At 55.5% G+C, this 17084-nt stretch carries 12 protein-coding genes and 6 tRNA genes; 11 read left to right on the top strand and 7 right to left on the bottom strand.

Translation table 11 applies throughout. The features are described from left to right. Nucleotides 1-111: 111 nt before the first annotated feature. Both ACT3TY_RS13195 and ACT3TY_RS13190 read left to right on the top strand, forming a co-directional pair. Entirely contained in the window at nucleotides 112-4935 is a 4824-nt protein-coding gene (locus tag ACT3TY_RS13195; protein WP_193056730.1) for an NAD-glutamate dehydrogenase, read from the top strand. A gap of 176 nt (nucleotides 4936-5111) precedes the next feature. Next, the gene (locus ACT3TY_RS13190; protein ID WP_193056729.1) at nucleotides 5112-6125 is read left to right on the top strand and encodes a quinone-dependent dihydroorotate dehydrogenase; all 1014 of its coding nucleotides are present in this window, start codon (nucleotides 5112-5114) and stop codon (nucleotides 6123-6125) included. An 81-nt stretch (nucleotides 6126-6206) separates the two neighbouring features. Here the strand turns inward: ACT3TY_RS13190 and rmf are convergent, their stop codons facing one another. Beyond that, the gene (gene rmf / locus ACT3TY_RS13185) at nucleotides 6207-6416 is read right to left on the bottom strand and encodes a ribosome modulation factor (RefSeq protein WP_087106179.1); all 210 of its coding nucleotides are present in this window, start codon (nucleotides 6414-6416) and stop codon (nucleotides 6207-6209) included. A 325-nt stretch (nucleotides 6417-6741) separates the two neighbouring features. Between rmf and rlmKL the strand changes: the two genes are divergently transcribed. Both rlmKL and ACT3TY_RS13175 read left to right on the top strand, forming a co-directional pair. Continuing rightward, nucleotides 6742-8964 (top strand): bifunctional 23S rRNA (guanine(2069)-N(7))-methyltransferase RlmK/23S rRNA (guanine(2445)-N(2))-methyltransferase RlmL, encoded by a 2223-nt coding sequence (gene rlmKL / locus ACT3TY_RS13180; RefSeq protein ID WP_193056798.1) that lies wholly within the window; start codon nucleotides 6742-6744, stop codon nucleotides 8962-8964. 19 nt (nucleotides 8965-8983) lie between these two features. Continuing rightward, nucleotides 8984-9319, top strand: a complete 336-nt coding sequence (locus ACT3TY_RS13175) for a glutaredoxin family protein (protein WP_193054847.1) — start codon at nucleotides 8984-8986, stop codon at nucleotides 9317-9319. A 17-nt stretch (nucleotides 9320-9336) separates the two neighbouring features. Here ACT3TY_RS13175 and ACT3TY_RS13170 read toward each other — a convergent pair whose 3' ends face one another. Further along, nucleotides 9337-9618 (bottom strand): hypothetical protein, encoded by a 282-nt coding sequence (locus tag ACT3TY_RS13170; RefSeq protein ID WP_018916661.1) that lies wholly within the window; start codon nucleotides 9616-9618, stop codon nucleotides 9337-9339. A gap of 187 nt (nucleotides 9619-9805) precedes the next feature. On the opposite strand from ACT3TY_RS13170, the gene pdxB reads away from it, so the two are divergent. After that, nucleotides 9806-10954, top strand: coding sequence for a 4-phosphoerythronate dehydrogenase PdxB (gene pdxB, locus ACT3TY_RS13165; protein ID WP_441680136.1), 1149 nt, complete (start codon nucleotides 9806-9808; stop codon nucleotides 10952-10954). 61 nt (nucleotides 10955-11015) lie between these two features. On the opposite strand, the gene htpX is transcribed toward pdxB, so the two are convergent. The 4 genes from htpX to msrB form a co-directional block, all read right to left on the bottom strand. Next, a complete protein-coding gene (gene htpX, locus ACT3TY_RS13160; protein WP_172117168.1) occupies nucleotides 11016-11921 on the bottom strand; it encodes a protease HtpX in 906 nt (301 codons plus the stop codon). A 92-nt stretch (nucleotides 11922-12013) separates the two neighbouring features. Further along, nucleotides 12014-13306 carry a pyridoxal phosphate-dependent aminotransferase gene (locus ACT3TY_RS13155; RefSeq protein ID WP_444628528.1) on the bottom strand — a complete coding sequence of 431 codons (1293 nt, stop codon included), beginning with the start codon at nucleotides 13304-13306 and terminating at the stop codon, nucleotides 12014-12016. A gap of 57 nt (nucleotides 13307-13363) precedes the next feature. Continuing rightward, nucleotides 13364-14317: a ribosome biogenesis GTPase YlqF gene (gene ylqF, locus ACT3TY_RS13150; protein WP_444628527.1), complete on the bottom strand. Its 954-nt coding sequence runs from the start codon at nucleotides 14315-14317 to the stop codon at nucleotides 13364-13366. Nucleotides 14318-14423: 106 nt separating this feature from the next. Continuing rightward, entirely contained in the window at nucleotides 14424-14822 is a 399-nt protein-coding gene (gene msrB, locus ACT3TY_RS13145; RefSeq protein WP_172117166.1) for a peptide-methionine (R)-S-oxide reductase MsrB, read from the bottom strand. A 250-nt stretch (nucleotides 14823-15072) separates the two neighbouring features. Here msrB and ACT3TY_RS13140 point away from each other — a divergent pair. From ACT3TY_RS13140 to ACT3TY_RS13115, 6 genes are all read left to right on the top strand, one after another. Beyond that, a tRNA-Glu gene (locus ACT3TY_RS13140) sits at nucleotides 15073-15148 on the top strand. Nucleotides 15149-15172: 24 nt separating this feature from the next. Beyond that, nucleotides 15173-15247: transfer RNA gene (locus tag ACT3TY_RS13135), tRNA-Gly, on the top strand. A gap of 80 nt (nucleotides 15248-15327) precedes the next feature. After that, a tRNA-Glu gene (locus tag ACT3TY_RS13130) sits at nucleotides 15328-15403 on the top strand. A 24-nt stretch (nucleotides 15404-15427) separates the two neighbouring features. Next, nucleotides 15428-15502, top strand: a tRNA-Gly gene (locus tag ACT3TY_RS13125). 21 nt (nucleotides 15503-15523) lie between these two features. Next, nucleotides 15524-15599: transfer RNA gene (locus ACT3TY_RS13120), tRNA-Glu, on the top strand. Between the two features lie 23 nt (nucleotides 15600-15622). Beyond that, nucleotides 15623-15697 (top strand) — tRNA-Gly (locus ACT3TY_RS13115). A gap of 272 nt (nucleotides 15698-15969) precedes the next feature. Here ACT3TY_RS13115 and ACT3TY_RS13110 read toward each other — a convergent pair. Then, a partial coding sequence (locus ACT3TY_RS13110; protein ID WP_444628526.1) for a methyl-accepting chemotaxis protein occupies nucleotides 15970-17084 on the bottom strand: 1115 nt, incomplete at its 5' end.

Raw genomic sequence — 17084 nt, 5'->3', positions numbered from 1 at the left:
AGATGGATAGAGTGATGATCCTGGGTGGCGTAAGCTAGTCGTTATATTGGCCTAAAGGCCTATCGTTCCACGTTTTTTGGCCAAGTGTGGCCCCGGCAGTCGAGGTGATGGATGCAATACGTTGCGAGTGAAGAGAGTCGGCAAGACCTTTTGAAGCAGCTATTTGAGCGCTTGGAAGCGCGGCTGGAACCGGAGCGAGCAACGGCGATAGAGACGTTTGCACGACGTTTTTACGCGAGCGTGCCGTTAGAGGATCTTGTTGATCGCCGTTTGGACGATCTTTACGGCGCCACATTATCCATTTGGCAGTTTCTACAGCACCACGATGCGAAGCGCCCTAAAGTGCGCGTTTTCAACCCTGACTTTGAAGAGCATGGTTGGCAGTCGACGCATACCTTTGTGGCGGTACTGCATGAAGACATGCCTTTTTTGGTCGACTCGATACGCATTGAACTGAATCGCCAAGGGCTTACCGTCCATGCGATCCAAAATTCCGTATTTGCTGTGGCCCGCAATGAGCAGAATCAACTGCAAACGCTGACCTCACCTCGTGATGCCAACGCCCCAGAGGCGCGTGAGTCGCTCATCGTTATCGAGGTTGATCGTCATACGGATCCTGACGCGCTGTCGAATATCGAGAAAAAGCTCTATCAAGTACTGCGTGATGTACGTACCGCGGTTGATGACTACGACGCGATTACCCGTCAGATCACCGCTGCGATCCAGGAGCTTGAAAAGAACTGCCCCCCGCAAATTGATCCGGACGATCATGAAGAGGCCATCGCCTTTTTAGAATGGTTGGTTAAAGATAACTTCACTTTCCTGGGATATGACGAATACCTGTTGGAAGGCGATGAGCTGCAGCGCGACCCGAATAGCGTGCTTGGGGTCTTCCGCCTGGACGATCCACGCTACGATGAGCGCATTCGTGCCGAAGAGGGCATTGACGAGTACGGCAACTATGAACTGGTGCCCCAATTACTCTCGTTTGCCAAAAGCGCCCACCACTCGCGGGTACACCGCCCGACCTACCCAGACTACATTACCGTCGACCGCTACGACGACGACGGCAATGTGATCGGCGAGCGTCGTTTCTTTGGTTTGTTCACCTCGACGGTGTACAACGAGTCGCCGCGCAATATTCCGCTACTGCGCCGTAAACTAAAAGCTGTCTCGGATATCGCCGGGTTTAACCCCCAAGGGCATAACGGTAAGCAGCTTCTACAGGTGCTTGAAGTTTATCCCCGCGATGACCTGTTCCAGATCAGTACGGATTCACTAGCGCATACGGCGCTGGGCATTCTTGATATTCGGGAACGCCGTCAGGTACGCCTGTTTATCCGTGCCGATGTTAGTGGCAAGTTCTACTCGTGCCTGGTGTTTGTGCCTCGCGATGTGTTTTCAACCGATTTGCGTCAACGCATTCAAAACCTGTTGTGTGACGAGCTTGACGCGCACTTTGGCGATTTTAATACCTACTTGTCAGAGTCGGTTCTGGCGCGTATTCAACTGATTCTACGCTTTAACGGCGATGCACCCAGCCAGTACGACCTTAAACGCCTGGAAAGCAAGGTCGCCCGCCTGGCACGCAGCTGGCGCGACGAGCTGATGGCCGCGATGATTGAGGGTTTTGGAGAAGAGCGCGCCAATCATCAGATGGAGCAGTTCCAAAGCGCCTTCTCGGCAAGCTATCGCGAAGACTTCAATGCGCGCACCGCAGTATTCGATATACAGCACTTGCTGGCACTGGATAACGGTGAGGCGCTGTCGCTGTCGCTTTATCGGCCGCTGGAAGAGCAGGGCAGTGGCGTAAACCTGAAGCTTTTCCATCGTGGTTCGCCGATCCCGCTGTCTGATGTGTTGCCCATGATGGAGAACCTGGGGCTTCGGGTTATTAGTGAGCGCCCCTACGACATTAGTGCGCCGCAGCAGCATTACTGGATTCACGACTTTGAGCTTGAGCACGGTAATAAAGATGTCAGCCTGGGTGAAATGCGCGAAACCTTCAGTGAAGCGTTTAAACGTATTTGGACGGGCGAAGCGGATAACGATGCCTTTAACCGGCTGATTATTGCGGCAGGGCTGGACTGGCGCGAAGTCGCCATGCTGCGTGGATACGCACGTTATCTCAAGCAAATCCGCTTTGGCATGTCTCAAAACTACATTGCCGCGACCTTGGCCAACTACCCGGCCATTACTCAGTTACTGGTGGAAATGTTCCGTCTGCGCTTTGATCCTGCGCTGGACTCACACGATACCGACGAGTGCATCACACGGCTTAATGAGCAGTTGGAAGCCGTTGCCAGCCTAAACGACGACCAATTGTTACGTCGTTTTATGGAGCTTATTCAAGCAACACTGCGCACCAACTACTACCAGCGTGCTGAAGACGGCCGCTTTAAAGACTACATCGCCTTTAAGCTTGAGCCTTCCAAAGTCACCGGAATGCCCAAGCCACGGCCGATGTTCGAGATTTTTGTCTGCTCGCCACGCGTGGAAGGTGTCCACCTGCGCGGTGGCAAAGTAGCCCGCGGTGGTTTGCGCTGGTCTGACCGCCATGAAGATTTCCGTACCGAAGTGCTGGGGCTGGTAAAAGCGCAGCAAGTCAAAAACGCGGTGATCGTGCCGGTAGGCGCCAAGGGTGGTTTTGTATGTAAGCGCATGCCTGAAAATGCTGACCGCGAAACGAAGCAGAACGAAGGCATTGCTTGCTATAAAACCTTTATCCGTGCGCTGTTAGATGTGACCGATAATCTGGATGGCAGCGACGTTGTTCCGCCTAAAAACGTGGTGCGCCACGACGAAGACGATGTCTACATGGTGGTTGCCGCCGATAAAGGAACGGCAACATTCTCGGATATCGCCAACGAAATCTCTATCGAGTATGGCCACTGGCTAGGGGATGCGTTTGCCTCCGGCGGGGCGAACGGATATGACCATAAGAAAATGGGCATTACCGCGCGTGGTGCCTGGCAGTCGGTTAAACGTCACTTTAAAAACCTCGGCGTAGATACCCAGCGGGATCTGTTTAGCGTCGTTGGTATTGGTGATATGGCGGGCGACGTATTTGGTAACGGCATGCTGCTTTCCGACAAGATTCAGCTGGTGGGTGCGTTCAACCATCTGCATATCTTTGTCGACCCCAACCCTGAGGCTGATGCGGCCTTTGCCGAGCGTACAAGGCTATTTAACCTGCCGCGCTCCAGTTGGGAGGATTACAGTGCTGAGCTGATTTCGCAGGGCGGAGGTGTCTTTAACCGCAGCGCCAAGTCCATCGCGATTACCCCGGAAATGCAGCAGGTCTTTGGTATTCAGGAAGAGCACCTGTCGCCGAATGAGTTGATTCGCGCCATGCTCCAGTCAAAGGTCGACCTGGTTTGGAACGGCGGTATCGGCACCTACGTGAAAGGCTCGGATGAAACCGATGCCGATGTCGGCGATAAAGCTAACGATGCGCTGCGCATTAATGGCGAAGACCTTAACTGCCGCGTAGTGGGCGAAGGCGGCAACCTGGGGATGACTCAACGTGGCCGAATGGAAGCCGCGGCCAAAGGTGTGCGCGTTTACACTGACTTTATTGATAACGCAGGTGGCGTTAACTGCTCTGACCACGAGGTCAATATCAAAATATTGATCGATGATGCGGTGAAGCGCGGCGACATGACCGACAAGCAGCGCAACGACCTGCTGGCAGAAATGACCGATGAAGTTGCCGACCTGGTGATTCTTGATAACTACCGTCAGGCTCAGGCGCTGGACCTCTCCGAGATACTGTCATGCCAAGGCATCGGGCCGTACCGCCGCTTTATCAGCGAGCTGGAGTCTGCCGGGCAGATTGATCGTGAGCTTGAGTTCCTGCCCACCGATGAGACCTTAAAAGAGCGTGCCGCCAATCAGCAGGGCATGCGCTTGCCGGAGCTGTCGGTACTGATTTCCTACGCCAAGAGCACGCTAAAAGACGACCTGATCACCTCCGATGTGCCCGATGATACGTATATCCATCGCCATCTTGAGCGTCTGTTCCCGTCTGTGCTGACAGAGCGCTACCAGACCGAGATGTATGAACACCGCCTGAAGCGTGAAATTGTGGCAACGCAAGTCGCGAATGATCTGGTTGATCACATGGGGGTCGTGTTTGTCCGTCGGCTACGCGACTCTACTGGCGCCGGTCGGGCAGATATTGCACGTAACTATGTCATCGCTCGGGATAGCTTCAACCTGCTGTCACTTTGGGCACAGATTGAAGACCTGGATAACCAGATCCCCAGCGACGTGCAGCACTCCATGATGCTGGACCTGATGCGCCTGATCCGCCGCTCGACACGCTGGTTCCTGCGCCAGCACATGGGGCTTTCGACTCAGGATGCCATTGAGTACTTCGCGCCTCGGTTGGCGCAGTTGCAAGAAGAGATGGGCGAACTGTTAAGCGGCGAAGAGCTTGATGCCTGGCGCCAGCGTCGGGATGAGCTGCAGGACGCGGGCGTGCCGGAAGCGCTGGCATCTACCGTTGCCGCCGCGCCTAGCCTGTATGCCGGGTTGGGGATCATTCAGGCGGCACGGGTTACCAATGAGAAGCCCCAGCGCGTCGCCGAAGTGTTTTACGAAATTGGCAGCCGTTTGGAACTTCCCTGGATGAGCCAGCAGGTAACGCAGCTGGGAGTACGTGACGCATGGCAGGTGCAGGCCCGGGAAACGTTCCGGGATGATATCGACCGCCAGCAGTTGGCCTTAACCACCAGCGTACTGAAGTTGGAAGCCGGTAGCCGCGATACTCAGGAGCGTGTGGACCAGTGGCTTGAGCAGCATGCTGACCTGCACCGCCGCTGGTGCCGTTTGATTGATGAGGTGCGTAGCGGTAGTGAAGGTGGGTTTGCGCTGTTTGCCGTCGCCGTACGCGAACTGGTGGACCTTGCAGAAAGCGATAGCGAGGCATAACCGCCTAAGCGTGCGCTAGCACAACGCATACTTGCTGTAAGAAGTAACCGTGCCTGAGGTAACTCAGGCACGGTTTTTTTTTGTGCGTAGCTTCTGGTTAAGCGCGAGCGCGGTGCGCTAAAAGGGCAGGATGCGCTATACTCTGCGCCGCCCATTCTCCCGGAGAGACTCTGTCGATGTATTCACTCGCGCGTTCGCTGTTCTTTCGTATTGACCCCGAAACCTCACACGGGTTGGCGCTGGGGGCGTTAGACGCATTACAACGCGTGGGCGGTATTCGCCCTTGGGTGGGCAAGCCAATCGAGGATCCTGTTGAGCTGATGGGGTTGCGCTTTGCCAACCGCGTGGGGCTTGCTGCGGGGCTTGATAAAAATGCCGATCACCTGGATGCGCTCGGCGCGCTGGGCTTCGGCTTTGTTGAAGTGGGCACGGTGACGCCCAAGGCACAGCCGGGTAACGCCAAGCCGCGCTTGTTCCGTTTGGCGAGCCATGACGCCATCATTAACCGTTTTGGGTTTAATAACAAAGGGGTCGAACACTTAATTGAGCAGGTGAAAAAGCGCCGCTATCAAGGCGTGGTGGGCATTAATATTGGCAAAAATCTGACCACCTCGGTTGAAAATGCCCTGGAGGACTATGTAGCCTGCCTGAATGCCGTTCACCCGGTCGCTGATTATATTACTGTGAATATTTCTTCACCCAATACGCCGGGGCTGCGTACGCTGCAGTTTGGTGAGCAGCTGGATGCGCTATTAGGGCCAATTCGTGAGCGTAGCCGGTTGCTGGATGCTGAAGCAAACCGCAAGGTACCGCTACTGATTAAAATTGCCCCGGATATGAGCGAAGAGGAAGTCGCGCTCGTGGCCGGTAGTATTGCTCGCAATGAACTGGACGGCGTCATCGCGACCAACACGACCGTTTCCCGTGAAGCGGTCAAGAGTGACCCTCAGGCGGAAGAGGCGGGAGGGCTATCGGGAAAACCCGTTTTTGAACCCTCTAACGTGATTATTCGTCTGCTGCGTCAGCATCTGCCAACGCTACCGATTATTGGCGTTGGCGGGATTGATAGCGGTGAAACCGCAAAAGCCAAAATTGCGGCGGGTGCTGATTTGGTTCAGCTCTATTCAGGCCTAATTTACCAAGGCCCAGCGCTTGTGAACGAATGTGCCAGTGCGCTAAAAACGCAGTAATTCGCGTGGTTTTGAGGCTAAAAAGCCCGCTTTTAAGCGGGCTCCATGTTCCAAAATGTAGATTAAGGAAGTTATAACCGGTTAGGTCATGACCATGGGGTTTTTGTGGATACCGGAAACGCCGGTCATACCGTCCCATTGGTCTCCGCGACCTTCACGCCAACCGCTCATCCAGTACTCACGTAAATTAACATCTTGACTGGGACATTCATCACGGGAGCGGCCGATAACACCTGCTTTGTACCCGTGAACATAAGCCCGCTGGAAGCGGTCACGTTTTTGTCGTTTCATTGGCTAACCTCTTTTCATGAAAGCCTTTAATAAGAAATAGTGCACTATGCCTTAGTGGCGTCAGGCTCCTATTTCGAGAGCTAACCTCAAGAGCAGGCAGCCAGCATGGTACTTTTGTCTAGCACTCACGTGCTGAACCGACCAAGCGGCGCCCCAAACAAGCCATAGGTCATAAATGGCCTGGACAAGCAACGCATGCGTTTTTAGTAGCTACTCTCTTATTCTTAGATCAAGATGGGGGCACTTGTCGACCCCCAAATTGTCATAAGATGTAAATACATTTGCCATATATAGGAATATCGCGCGGTTACGCGCTGCCATGACTATGACCGAAACGAGTCAAAACGCCCCCTTGAACCTGTTGGCGACCTGCCCGAAAGGCATTGAAGGCCTGCTGGCCGATGAGCTGGCAGCGCTAGGCGCGACGCCTGGAAAGACCACGGTGGCAGGCGTGTACTTCACCGCCAGCCAAGCCATCGCCTACCGTGTATGTTTGTGGTCTCGGCTTGCCAACCGGGTCATTCTGCAGCTCGTTCGCGAGCCGATGATTGAAACGCCCGAGCAGTTACGCGATGTCGTTGCCCACATTGCCTGGACCCAGCATTTGGCTGTGGGCAAAACCCTGGCCGTAGATTTTCATGGCCGCAGCGACCACATTCGTCATACCCGCTTTGGCGCGCAAACGGTGAAAGACGGCGTGGTAGATTCGTTGCAGCTTGCCGGGCAAGAGCGGCCATCGATTGATACTAAAACGCCCGACTTGCGCCTGTACGCACATTTGCACCGGGCGAATCTCACGATTGGTATCGACCTTTCGGGTGAGAGTCTTCATCGCCGCGGCTATCGTCGCGATGTAGGCCATGCACCGCTGAAAGAGAACCTGGCGGCCGCGCTGCTCATACGCGCGGGCTGGCCCGAGCGAGCCAAGGCTGGCGAGCCGTTGATCGACCCACTGTGTGGCGCGGGCACGCTGCTGATTGAAGCGGCGCTAATGGCCGCCGACCAGGCGCCTAACCTAGACCGCGAACGCTTTGGCTTCAAGGGCTGGGCTGGGCACGATGAAGCGCTCTGGCTTGAGCAAAAGCGCGAGGCCGAAGCGCGTGCGTCTATTGGCCGTAAGCGGTGTAAAACGCAGCTGCTGGGCTTTGACCAAAGCCCAGCCGCGCTTTCTGCGGCGAAAACCAACGCGATGCGTGCAGGCATTCCAGCGCTGATTACCCTGCACGGGCAAAGTCTTGCCCAGCTAACCCGGCCCGAGACGCTCACGGCAACAAGCGGGCTGTTGATCACCAACCCGCCGTACGGCGAGCGGTTGGGGGAACTTCCCGAACTGGTGCGCCTTTACGCCCAGTTGGGCGAAAAAGCCAAGGCACTGTTTCCAGGTTGGACGCTGGCAATGTTTACCGGCAACCCCGACCTGGGCCACCGTTTGGGGCTGCGCGCGCACAAGCAGTATGCGTTAAAAAATGGTGCGCTGGATGCCAAGCTGCTGCTGATGGATATCGGCACGTCAACGGCCAATAATGATGCCCAGGCAGAAGGGCAGTCTGCCGATCAAGCGCCTGCTGCTACGCAAGCTTCTCCACAGCAAGCGTCGCGTGCGGTGTCCGAAAACGCCCAGATGTTTGCCAATCGTCTGGTTAAAAACCAGAAGCGCCTCAAAAAATGGTTAAAGCAGAGCGGTGAAACCTGCTACCGGCTCTATGATGCCGACATGCCTGAGTTTGCGCTGGCGATTGACCGCTATGGTGACCGTGTACACGTTCAAGAGTACGCCGCACCGAGCTCGATCAACCCGGCTCAGGCACAAAAACGCCTGTTTGACGCCTTGGAAGTGTTGCCTGATGCGTTGGGCGTTGACTCCAGCAAGGTGTATATCAAGCGTCGTGAGCGGCAAACCGGCACCGCCCAGTACCAGAAGCGTGATGCCAGTGGCGAGCGTTTTGACGTGCGCGAAGGCGATGCGCGGTTGTGGGTTAACCTGCGTGACTACCTGGATACCGGGCTGTTCCTGGACCACAGGCCAGTGCGCCGCATGTTGGGTGAAATGGCCAGCGGCAAGCGCTTCTTAAACCTGTTTTGCTATACCGCCACGGCCACGGTGCAAGCCGCGCTGGGCGGCGCCAGCGACAGCGTTAGCGTGGATATGTCCAATACCTACCTTGAGTGGGCAAAAGACAACTTTACGCTGAACGAACTCGACCTGCGCCTGCATCGCGTGGTGCGTGATGACTGTTTCCGCTGGCTGGAAACCGCTAACGCCGAGTTTGACCTGATCTTTATGGATCCGCCGACGTTCTCCAACTCGAAAAAAATGCGCGATACGCTCGACGTACAGCGCGACCACCCACGGTTGGTCGAACTTGCCATGGCGCGCCTCGCGCCTGGCGGAACGCTGGTATTCTCGAATAATCAGCGTCGCTTCAAGCTTGATGATGCACTTAGCGAGCGTTATGCGGTGGAGGAGATTACCTCGCGTACCTTCGACCCTGACTTTCAGCGGCGCACCAATATGCATCACGTGTTCCTGCTGCGTCACCGCAGCTAGGGCGTAAGGGCTTGCAGCGGTGATCTCGCTTACGCTCTACACCACGCTGGGTTGCCATCTGTGCGCCCAGCTGGAAGGCCTGCTGGCAGCGCTTGCTAATCAACCGGTGGCGCTGCAACGCATTGAAATCAGTGATTGTCCGGAGTTACTAGCGCGCTATGGCGAGCTTATTCCGGTTGTGGCGGATAGCCAGGGGCATGAGCTGATACGCGGTTTTGAGGTAGAACGCTTAAGCGCTTGGTTGCGTCAGCGCGGCTGGCTAAGTGAGCACGCGCTAACACGCCTGATGCAACCTGATGAAGCGCCGCCAAAAGGGCGTTATGTTCGCAACGGGCGGCGTTTTCTGGGTGAGTGATGACTTACTGGGGGCGCTTAAAGCAGATCAAGCAGCGAAAGCTGGCGCATCGCTTCCTGGCCTTCTGGAGTATGGTCATCAACGTCCAGTACTTTATGAAACCCGCGTGACTTTTGAATGGTCGTCTCATCTTCCAGCCACATCTGAGCCTGCTCAAGCGTGTCGGCCAGTTGATGTTTTAAGCCGCCAAACTGCGTGCCGATTTGCCCCCAGGCGCGACTAAAAATCCAGTCGCCAAACATATCCTGGTGAATATGAACCAGCACATAGTCGTGGTCGGTTTCCCACCTTACGATCACAAGCTTACTCCCACGGTTGTTCTTGACACTGGCTTACCCATTAGGCACTCCTTGTCCTGAATACTCTTTTCCAATTTGATGCGGCGGACGGTATTGTAAAGCGCGTTATCGCAAACGCCTATCTTTGCTTATGAAGCGTTTTTCTGTGGAGAGGCTTGCCTGTCCTGCGGACTAAAAGGATCACGTTGTGAAGCTGACTTTAGATGCCAATATACCCGCCGCCGAACGCTGCTTTGGTGATTTTGGCTCAATCACCCATCTGCCAGGGCGTGAAATAAGCGCGGCGCACGTCAAGGACGCGGATGCGCTGATTGTGCGCTCCATCACCCAGGTCACTGCCGCGCTATTGGCAGACAGCGCTGTACGCTTTGTCGGTACCTGTACGATTGGCACCGACCATATTGATCACGCCGCCCTGGCTGAGCGCGGTATTACCTTTGCAAGCGCGCCTGGTTGCAACGCTGAAGCGGTGGTGGACTATGTGCTCAGCAGCTTGCTAACGCTGGCTGAGCGCGATGGCTGGTCGCTGCTCTCAAAAACGGTGGGCATTGTGGGCGTCGGCAATGTAGGCAGCCGCTTGCTTGCCCGCCTTAATGCGCTGGGCGTCAACACACTTGCCTGTGACCCACCCAGAGCAGGGCAGGAGGGCGAGCAGGGCTTTGAGGCGCTGGATACGCTGATCGATCGTTGCGATATTCTCTGCCTGCACACGCCGCTGGTGTCAGATGGGCCGCACGCCACGTATCAGCTGCTGAATGCTCAGCGCATCAATGAATTAGCGCCTGGCACGGTATTGCTAAACGCCGGGCGGGGCGACTGTGTTGATGGGTTGGCGCTGCGTGGTCGGTTAGCGGGTAAAGGCGATATTACCGCCGTGCTGGACGTGTGGGAGAGCGAGCCAGACATTGACGCAGGGCTGCGCGACCTGGTGGCACTTGCCACGCCGCATATTGCTGGGCACAGCCTGGACGGCAAGCTGCGCGGTACCTGGATGATTCAGCAGGCGTTAGCCAGCCATCTTGGTACTCCCAACCATGACGCGTTTGCCGATATCTGCCCGCTGCCAGCATTGGCGTCATTGCATTTGCAGGATGCACTGCCGGTCGAGGATGCACTGCGTGTGTGCATGCGTGCGGTGTATGACGTGCGCCGAGACCACGATAGCCTGCAGCGCCAGGCGCTTTTGCAGGGTATCAAGCAGGGCTTTGATACCTGCCGAGCCAATTATCCACTACGCCGTGAATTTACCACGCTGAACGTGCAGTTATCGGGCAGTGCGGTTGATCTTGAAGCGCCGTTGAGTGCCGCGGGCTTTCACGTCTCACGGTTATTCTAACGCGTAAAAAGAACAGGCCCGCTAAGCGGGCCTGTTGCGACTAAATACGTTGCGGATATTTTTATTGACGGTAAGCGGCTTCTTTTAGCGCACGAATACGGTCATCCAACGGCGGGTGGCTGGCAAAAAGTTGTTCTACCAGCGAGCGTGTTTGGCCTTTGGTGATCGCCATGGCACGTAGGGTGTCGGGCATTTGGTCCGGCATTTCTGTTTCCGCTTTCAAGCGGGCCAGGGCATTCACCATGGAGCCTGTCCCTGCTAACCGAGCACCGGCCTCATCGGCACGGTATTCACGATAGCGAGAGAACCAGGCAACGATAGCCGACGCCACAATCCCGAACACAATTTCTGCGACAATCACGACCGCGAAGTAACCCATAAAGCCCAGGCCACCTTCGCCGCCGCTGCGGCTTTTAAGAAAGCCATCCACCAACTGCGCCACCACACGGGCAAAGAACATCACAAAGGTGTTCACTACGCCCTGAATCAGCGCCAGCGTGACCATGTCGCCATTGGCGACGTGGCCAATTTCGTGGGCAAGCACTGCGCGTACTTCGTCGGGGCGCATCCGGTTTAACAGCCCGGCAGAAACCGCCACCAAAGCGTCATCTTTATTCCAGCCGGTGGCAAACGCGTTTGACTGCTGGGCGGGGAAGATGCCCACCTCCGGCGTCTTAATGCCGGCCTCGCGGGCAAGTTCAGCCACGGTATCGACAAGCCATTGCTCGGTGGCATTGGAAGGGGACTCAATAATTACCGTGCCGGTACTGCGTTTCGCCATCCACTTGGAAATAAACAGCGAGATCAGCGAGCCGACCATGCCGAAGATAAAGCAGAAAATCAGCAGGCTGGTAAAGTTGATTCCTTGGCTGCGTAAATAACCCTCAACGCCAAACAGGCGCAGTGTAATACTGGCGACAAGCAGTACCGCCAGGTTGGTGGCTAAAAACAGCACAATTCGCATCATGGTGCAGGTTCTCCCTAAGAGGACGGTAAAGCGTTACTAGAATGCTTGCTTAGATACGTACACTTCGTGGCAGTTTCAAGTCACAGCGCACGTTATTGACGGTAGCGGGACAAGAAATTACCGAACCTGTCCAGGGCGTCGCCCAGTTGATCCGCCCAGGGCAGTGTCACGATGCGCACATGATCAGGTTCTGGCCAGTTAAACGCCGTGCCTTGAACCAGTAGAATTTTCTCTTGAAGGAGCAAATCAAGAACCAGCTTCTGGTCATCTTGAATATTGAAGACCTTGGGGTCCAAACGAGGAAACGCATAGAGCGCGCCCTTGGGCGTGACACAGGAAACGCCAGGAATCGCGTTGAGTTTTTCCACCGTGATGTCGCGCTGAGCCAGTAAACGGCCACCAGGCAGGATCAGGTCATTGATCGACTGATAGCCACCCAGTGCGGTCTGAATGGCGTGCTGGGCAGGCACGTTGGCACACAGACGCATGGAGGCCAGCATGGTCAGCCCTTGGATAAAATCCTTGGCGCGCTGCTTGGCAATCGTGCCAGAAATCGTCATCCAGCCGGAGCGAAAGCCCGCACAGCGGTAGCTTTTCGACAGCCCGTTCATGGTAATCACTAGCTGGTCATCGTCGGCCAGAGCGCCGGTCGCGGTATGTTCTACGCCGTCATACAGAATCTTGTCGTAGATCTCGTCAGAGAACACCACCAGATTGTGCTCTTTGGCCACGGCTAATACGTCGCGCACCACGGCCGGTGGATAAACCGCGCCGGTCGGGTTGTTGGGGTTGATCAGCACGATCGCGCGGGTACGGCTGGTGATCTTGGCGCGGATATCGGCAATGTCCGGCGTCCAGTCGGCATGCTCATCGCACCTATAGTGCACGCCGTGGCCGCCGGAAAGGTGCGCCGCTGCCGTCCATAGTGGATAGTCGGGGGCAGGGATCAGCACTTCGTCGCCGTCGTTTAATAGCGCCTGCATGCACATCACAATCAGTTCGGACACGCCGTTGCCGATGTAAATATCTTCGATGCCAACGCCTGGAATTTTCTTGCGCTGGCACTCCTGCATAATCGCCTTACGCGCCGAGTAGAGGCCTTTGGAATCACAGTAGCCTTGTGCCGTGGGCAGGTTGCGCATCACATCCTGCAAAATCTCTTCTGGTGCTTCAAACCCAAAGGGCGCCGGGTTGCCAATATTCAGCTTTAAAATCCGCTGGCCTTCATCCTCAAGCCGCTTGGCATGATCAAGGACCGGGCCACGGATGTCGTAGCAGACGTTATTGAGCTTGTGAGATTTTTTGAGTTCAGTAGCTGACGGCTCGGCGTTTTGTGAGTCCGTATCCTGAAGCTCAGTAGGCGTTTGAAGCTGAGAGGTTTCCATGAGTGATTTATCCAAAAGTGTCCAAAGGCCGTGCGGCGGCGCCGGTCGATTTATCCATTATGCGTCGGAAAGTGGCTGATTGTCTTCGTCGTTTTGCACAATGGGCGGCGGAATATCGTCAGGTGTTTCCAGCGTTAAACGGCCAAGCTTACCGTCACGCAATTCGTGTAGCAGCACTTCGGCGCCACGGTGTAAATCTACCTCGCCACCCGCGCGCAGGCCGCCCCGTTTGCCGGCAATTTCTTTCAGGATGGCATGGCCATCAAATCCGGCGATCGCCAGGAAGTCGGGCTTCTTCGGACCGTCGGCGTCCACGTCATTATCGACCGGCACTTCATACGTGGGCAATGCTTTGAGTTTGTAACGTGCGGTCAACTCGTCGGGGTAGCGCTTGGCAAGCTCGGCGCTGGTAACAATACCCACGTCGGTATACTCAATGGCGGTATCGCGAATAGCGCCGCTGGCCGCCAGCCGATAGGCGCTGGCCTGGTCTTCAATCTTGGGCCACAGCACGCCGGGGGTGTCGATCAGCGCTACTCGGCCATCAATACGCACTTTCTGCTGGCGCTTAGTGACCGCCGGTTCGTTACCGGTCTTGGCAATTTTACGCCCGGCCAAGCCATTAATTAGGGTGGATTTACCCACGTTGGGAATCCCCATTACCATCACCCGAACGTCGCGGTCAGCACGTACGTCACCCGCTAATTCGTGGCAAAGTTTGGGAATCTTTTTTAACTCACGCGTGTTGGTCGTGGTGATCGCAAGTGCCCGGGTATCGTCCTGGGCATCGAAAAAGGCCACCCATTCCGCGGTGCGCTCTGGGTCTGCCAGGTCCGCCCGGGAGAGTATTTTCAGCACTGGCTTATGGCGGGTCAGCTCGGCCAGCATCGGGTTGGCGCTAGAGTAGGGCAGACGTGCGTCGAGTACTTCAATGACCACGTCAATTTCTGGCAGCGCATCCTTTATCTGGCGGCGGGCCTTGTTCATATGTCCGGGGAACCAGCCGAGCATGAGTTTCTCCTACAAGCACAAAAAACGGGCATAAAAAAAGCGAGCAACCATTCTACCAGATGGCGCTCGCCTTGCTGCGATTCGTTAAAGGGGTTAGAGGTAGCGTTTACTCGTCAGGATGAAACTCTAGCGACACCGAGTTAATGCAGTAACGCAACCCTGTGGACGCCGGTGGCCCGTCAGGAAACACATGCCCCAAGTGGGCATCACAGTGAGAGCACACTACTTCTGTGCGCACCATGCCGTGCGTGGTATCGCTATGCTCTTCAACGCAGTTTCTGCCAAGCGGCCTGTCGAAGCTGGGCCAGCCACAGCCCGCATCAAATTTGTGCTCGTTTTCAAACAGCGGTGCATGGCAACAAATACAGTGGTAAATGCCTTGAGCATCGCTTACCTGGTAATCACCTGTAAAAGGACGTTCGGTGCCTTTCTCGCGTGCAACCCGGTACTGCTCAGGCGTCAGCTGTTCGCGCCACTGCTCGGGGGATTTTTTAATTTTGGCCATTTTAGTGTCTCCTTGCCCTCTGTGACTTGCAGGCTATCGTACTCTTTTCAATTAAGACAGCGTAGTTAAGAAAGCTAGTACTTACCCGAGTTCAGAAGGTGAATAGGGTGTAGCCACCCGCTTGAGTGGGCGTTAAGTAGTAGCAATGAAAGAGATTGGCGTATAGATAGAAAGCAGAGCGATATCATAGGGCTTGACAGAAATGCGTGCTCTGAGTAATATACGCGCCACCTCGACGAGGCAATGAAACGTCCCATTCGTCTAGTGGTCTAGGACACCGCCCTTTCACGGCGGTAACAGGGGTTCGAACCCCCTATGGGACGCCAATTACGTCGTTAAGGTATCGGAGTGCGGGAATAGCTCAGTGGTAGAGCATCGCCTTGCCAAGGCGAGGGTCGAGAGTTCGAATCTCTTTTCCCGCTCCAATTTGGTCGTGTGGTTAAGCAAGTGCAGGTCGAGAGCTGGAACGCCAGCCCGGTCGAATCTCTTTTCCCGCTCCAAGTACGTCCCATTCGTCTAGTGGTCCAGGACACCGCCCTTTCACGGCGGTAACAGGGGTTCGAACCCCCTATGGGACGCCAATCCGATGGTGAGAAATTGATTAAGCGGGAATAGCTCAGTGGTAGAGCATCGCCTTGCCAAGGCGAGGGTCGAGAGTTCGAATCTCTTTTCCCGCTCCAATCAAAGATAGATGTTTATACGTCCCATTCGTCTAGTGGCCTAGGACACCGCCCTTTCACGGCGGTAACAGGGGTTCGAACCCCCTATGGGACGCCATCTAGCAAGTGCATGTTTACATTGCGGGAATAGCTCAGTGGTAGAGCATCGCCTTGCCAAGGCGAGGGTCGAGAGTTCGAATCTCTTTTCCCGCTCCACGTAAACAGCCTCATCTAGCATGCCAAGGGTCGAGAGCTGGAACGCCAGCCCGGCTGATGGCAGCCCCGTCGAATCTCTTTTCCCGCTCCATGTAAACAGTCTCATTTCGTTATCCTTCCTGTTTTACCTTTCCTTCTTGTTATACATATTGCTATCTATCTACCGTCCTTGTTGGCGGCGTTTTGCTGTGCGTGTGTTTTAGAGGCGCGTTTTGAGTGGTGGCTTACGCCCAGACAGTGCTGCCTGAACGCAAGCCGGTAATGCCGAGTGCTTAACTGAGGGTGAAGTGATTTACAACGCTGCTAAGCGACTGTGAGCGCTGTTTCAGGTCGTGGGCGGAGTTAGCAGTTTGCTGAACCATAGTGGCGTTATCCTGAGTTGACTGGTCAAGCTGTGCGATGGCCACGTTGATCTGTTCAATCCCCTGGGTTTGCTCATGCGTCGCGGCTGTAATGTCGGCAAACAGGTCATTGATGCGTTGGATCTGTTGGTCAATCTGCTGCATCCGCTCTTTAGCGGTCGTCACCAGTGAGGCGCCGTTATCCACCTGTGCATTGGAGGCGTTAATCAACGTTTTGATCTCGTGAGCGGCGGTTGCCGAACGGTTAGCCAGTTGGCGTACTTCACTGGCTACCACGGCAAAACCTCGACCATGCTCGCCCGCGCGGGCAGCTTCAACCGACGCATTAAGGGCCAAGATGTTGGTCTGGAAAGCAATGCTGTCAATCAGGGTAACAATGTCGGAAATTCTGGCGGCTTCAGCGCTAATTTCCTGCATGGAGGTAACGGCCTGGCCAATGGCTTGCTGGCCAAACTGAGAGGTTTCGCCTGCGTTGCGTACAAGCTCCTTGGCTTGTTCCACGTTTTCGGCATTTTGGCGCACCGTCGCGGTCACTTCTTCCATGCTGGCAGAGGTTTGCTGAAGGGCGGCTGCCTGCTGCTCGGTGCGTGATGAAAGCTCCTGATTGCCTGCGGCAATATCGCCAGAGTCATTGTCTACCGCGGCGCTGGTGGCGTGAATTTCCTGCATCGTTGCATGCAGCTTGTCACGCATTTGCTGAATATCGTAAAGCAGGCTGTTGGTATCGTTAGCGCCCAGGCGAACCCTTGCCGTTAAGTCGCCTTGGGCAATACGTGCTACTACCTCTGCCGCGTAGTCAGGCTCGCCACCCAAACGGCGCAGAATCAACGAGATCATGCCCCAAAAGGCTAGCGTTACCAGTATGCCGCCCACTAGGCCGACTAAAATGGTTTTGGTCAATTGGGCCATAATGGTTTGGCTGATATCGCCCATAAAAATACCGCTGGCAACATACACATCCCACGGGGCGTAGGCTTCGGTGTAAGTATGCACCAGGGGCATTTTGTCGTTGCCGCGGGCGAAGT

Origin of the sequence: Halomonas sp. AOP22-C1-8 (assembly GCF_052378905.1) — a bacterium.
In the GTDB taxonomy this organism is placed as follows: Bacteria; Pseudomonadota; Gammaproteobacteria; order Pseudomonadales; family Halomonadaceae; genus Vreelandella; species Vreelandella citrativorans.
This window is presented reverse-complemented; position numbering and strand designations above follow the sequence as displayed.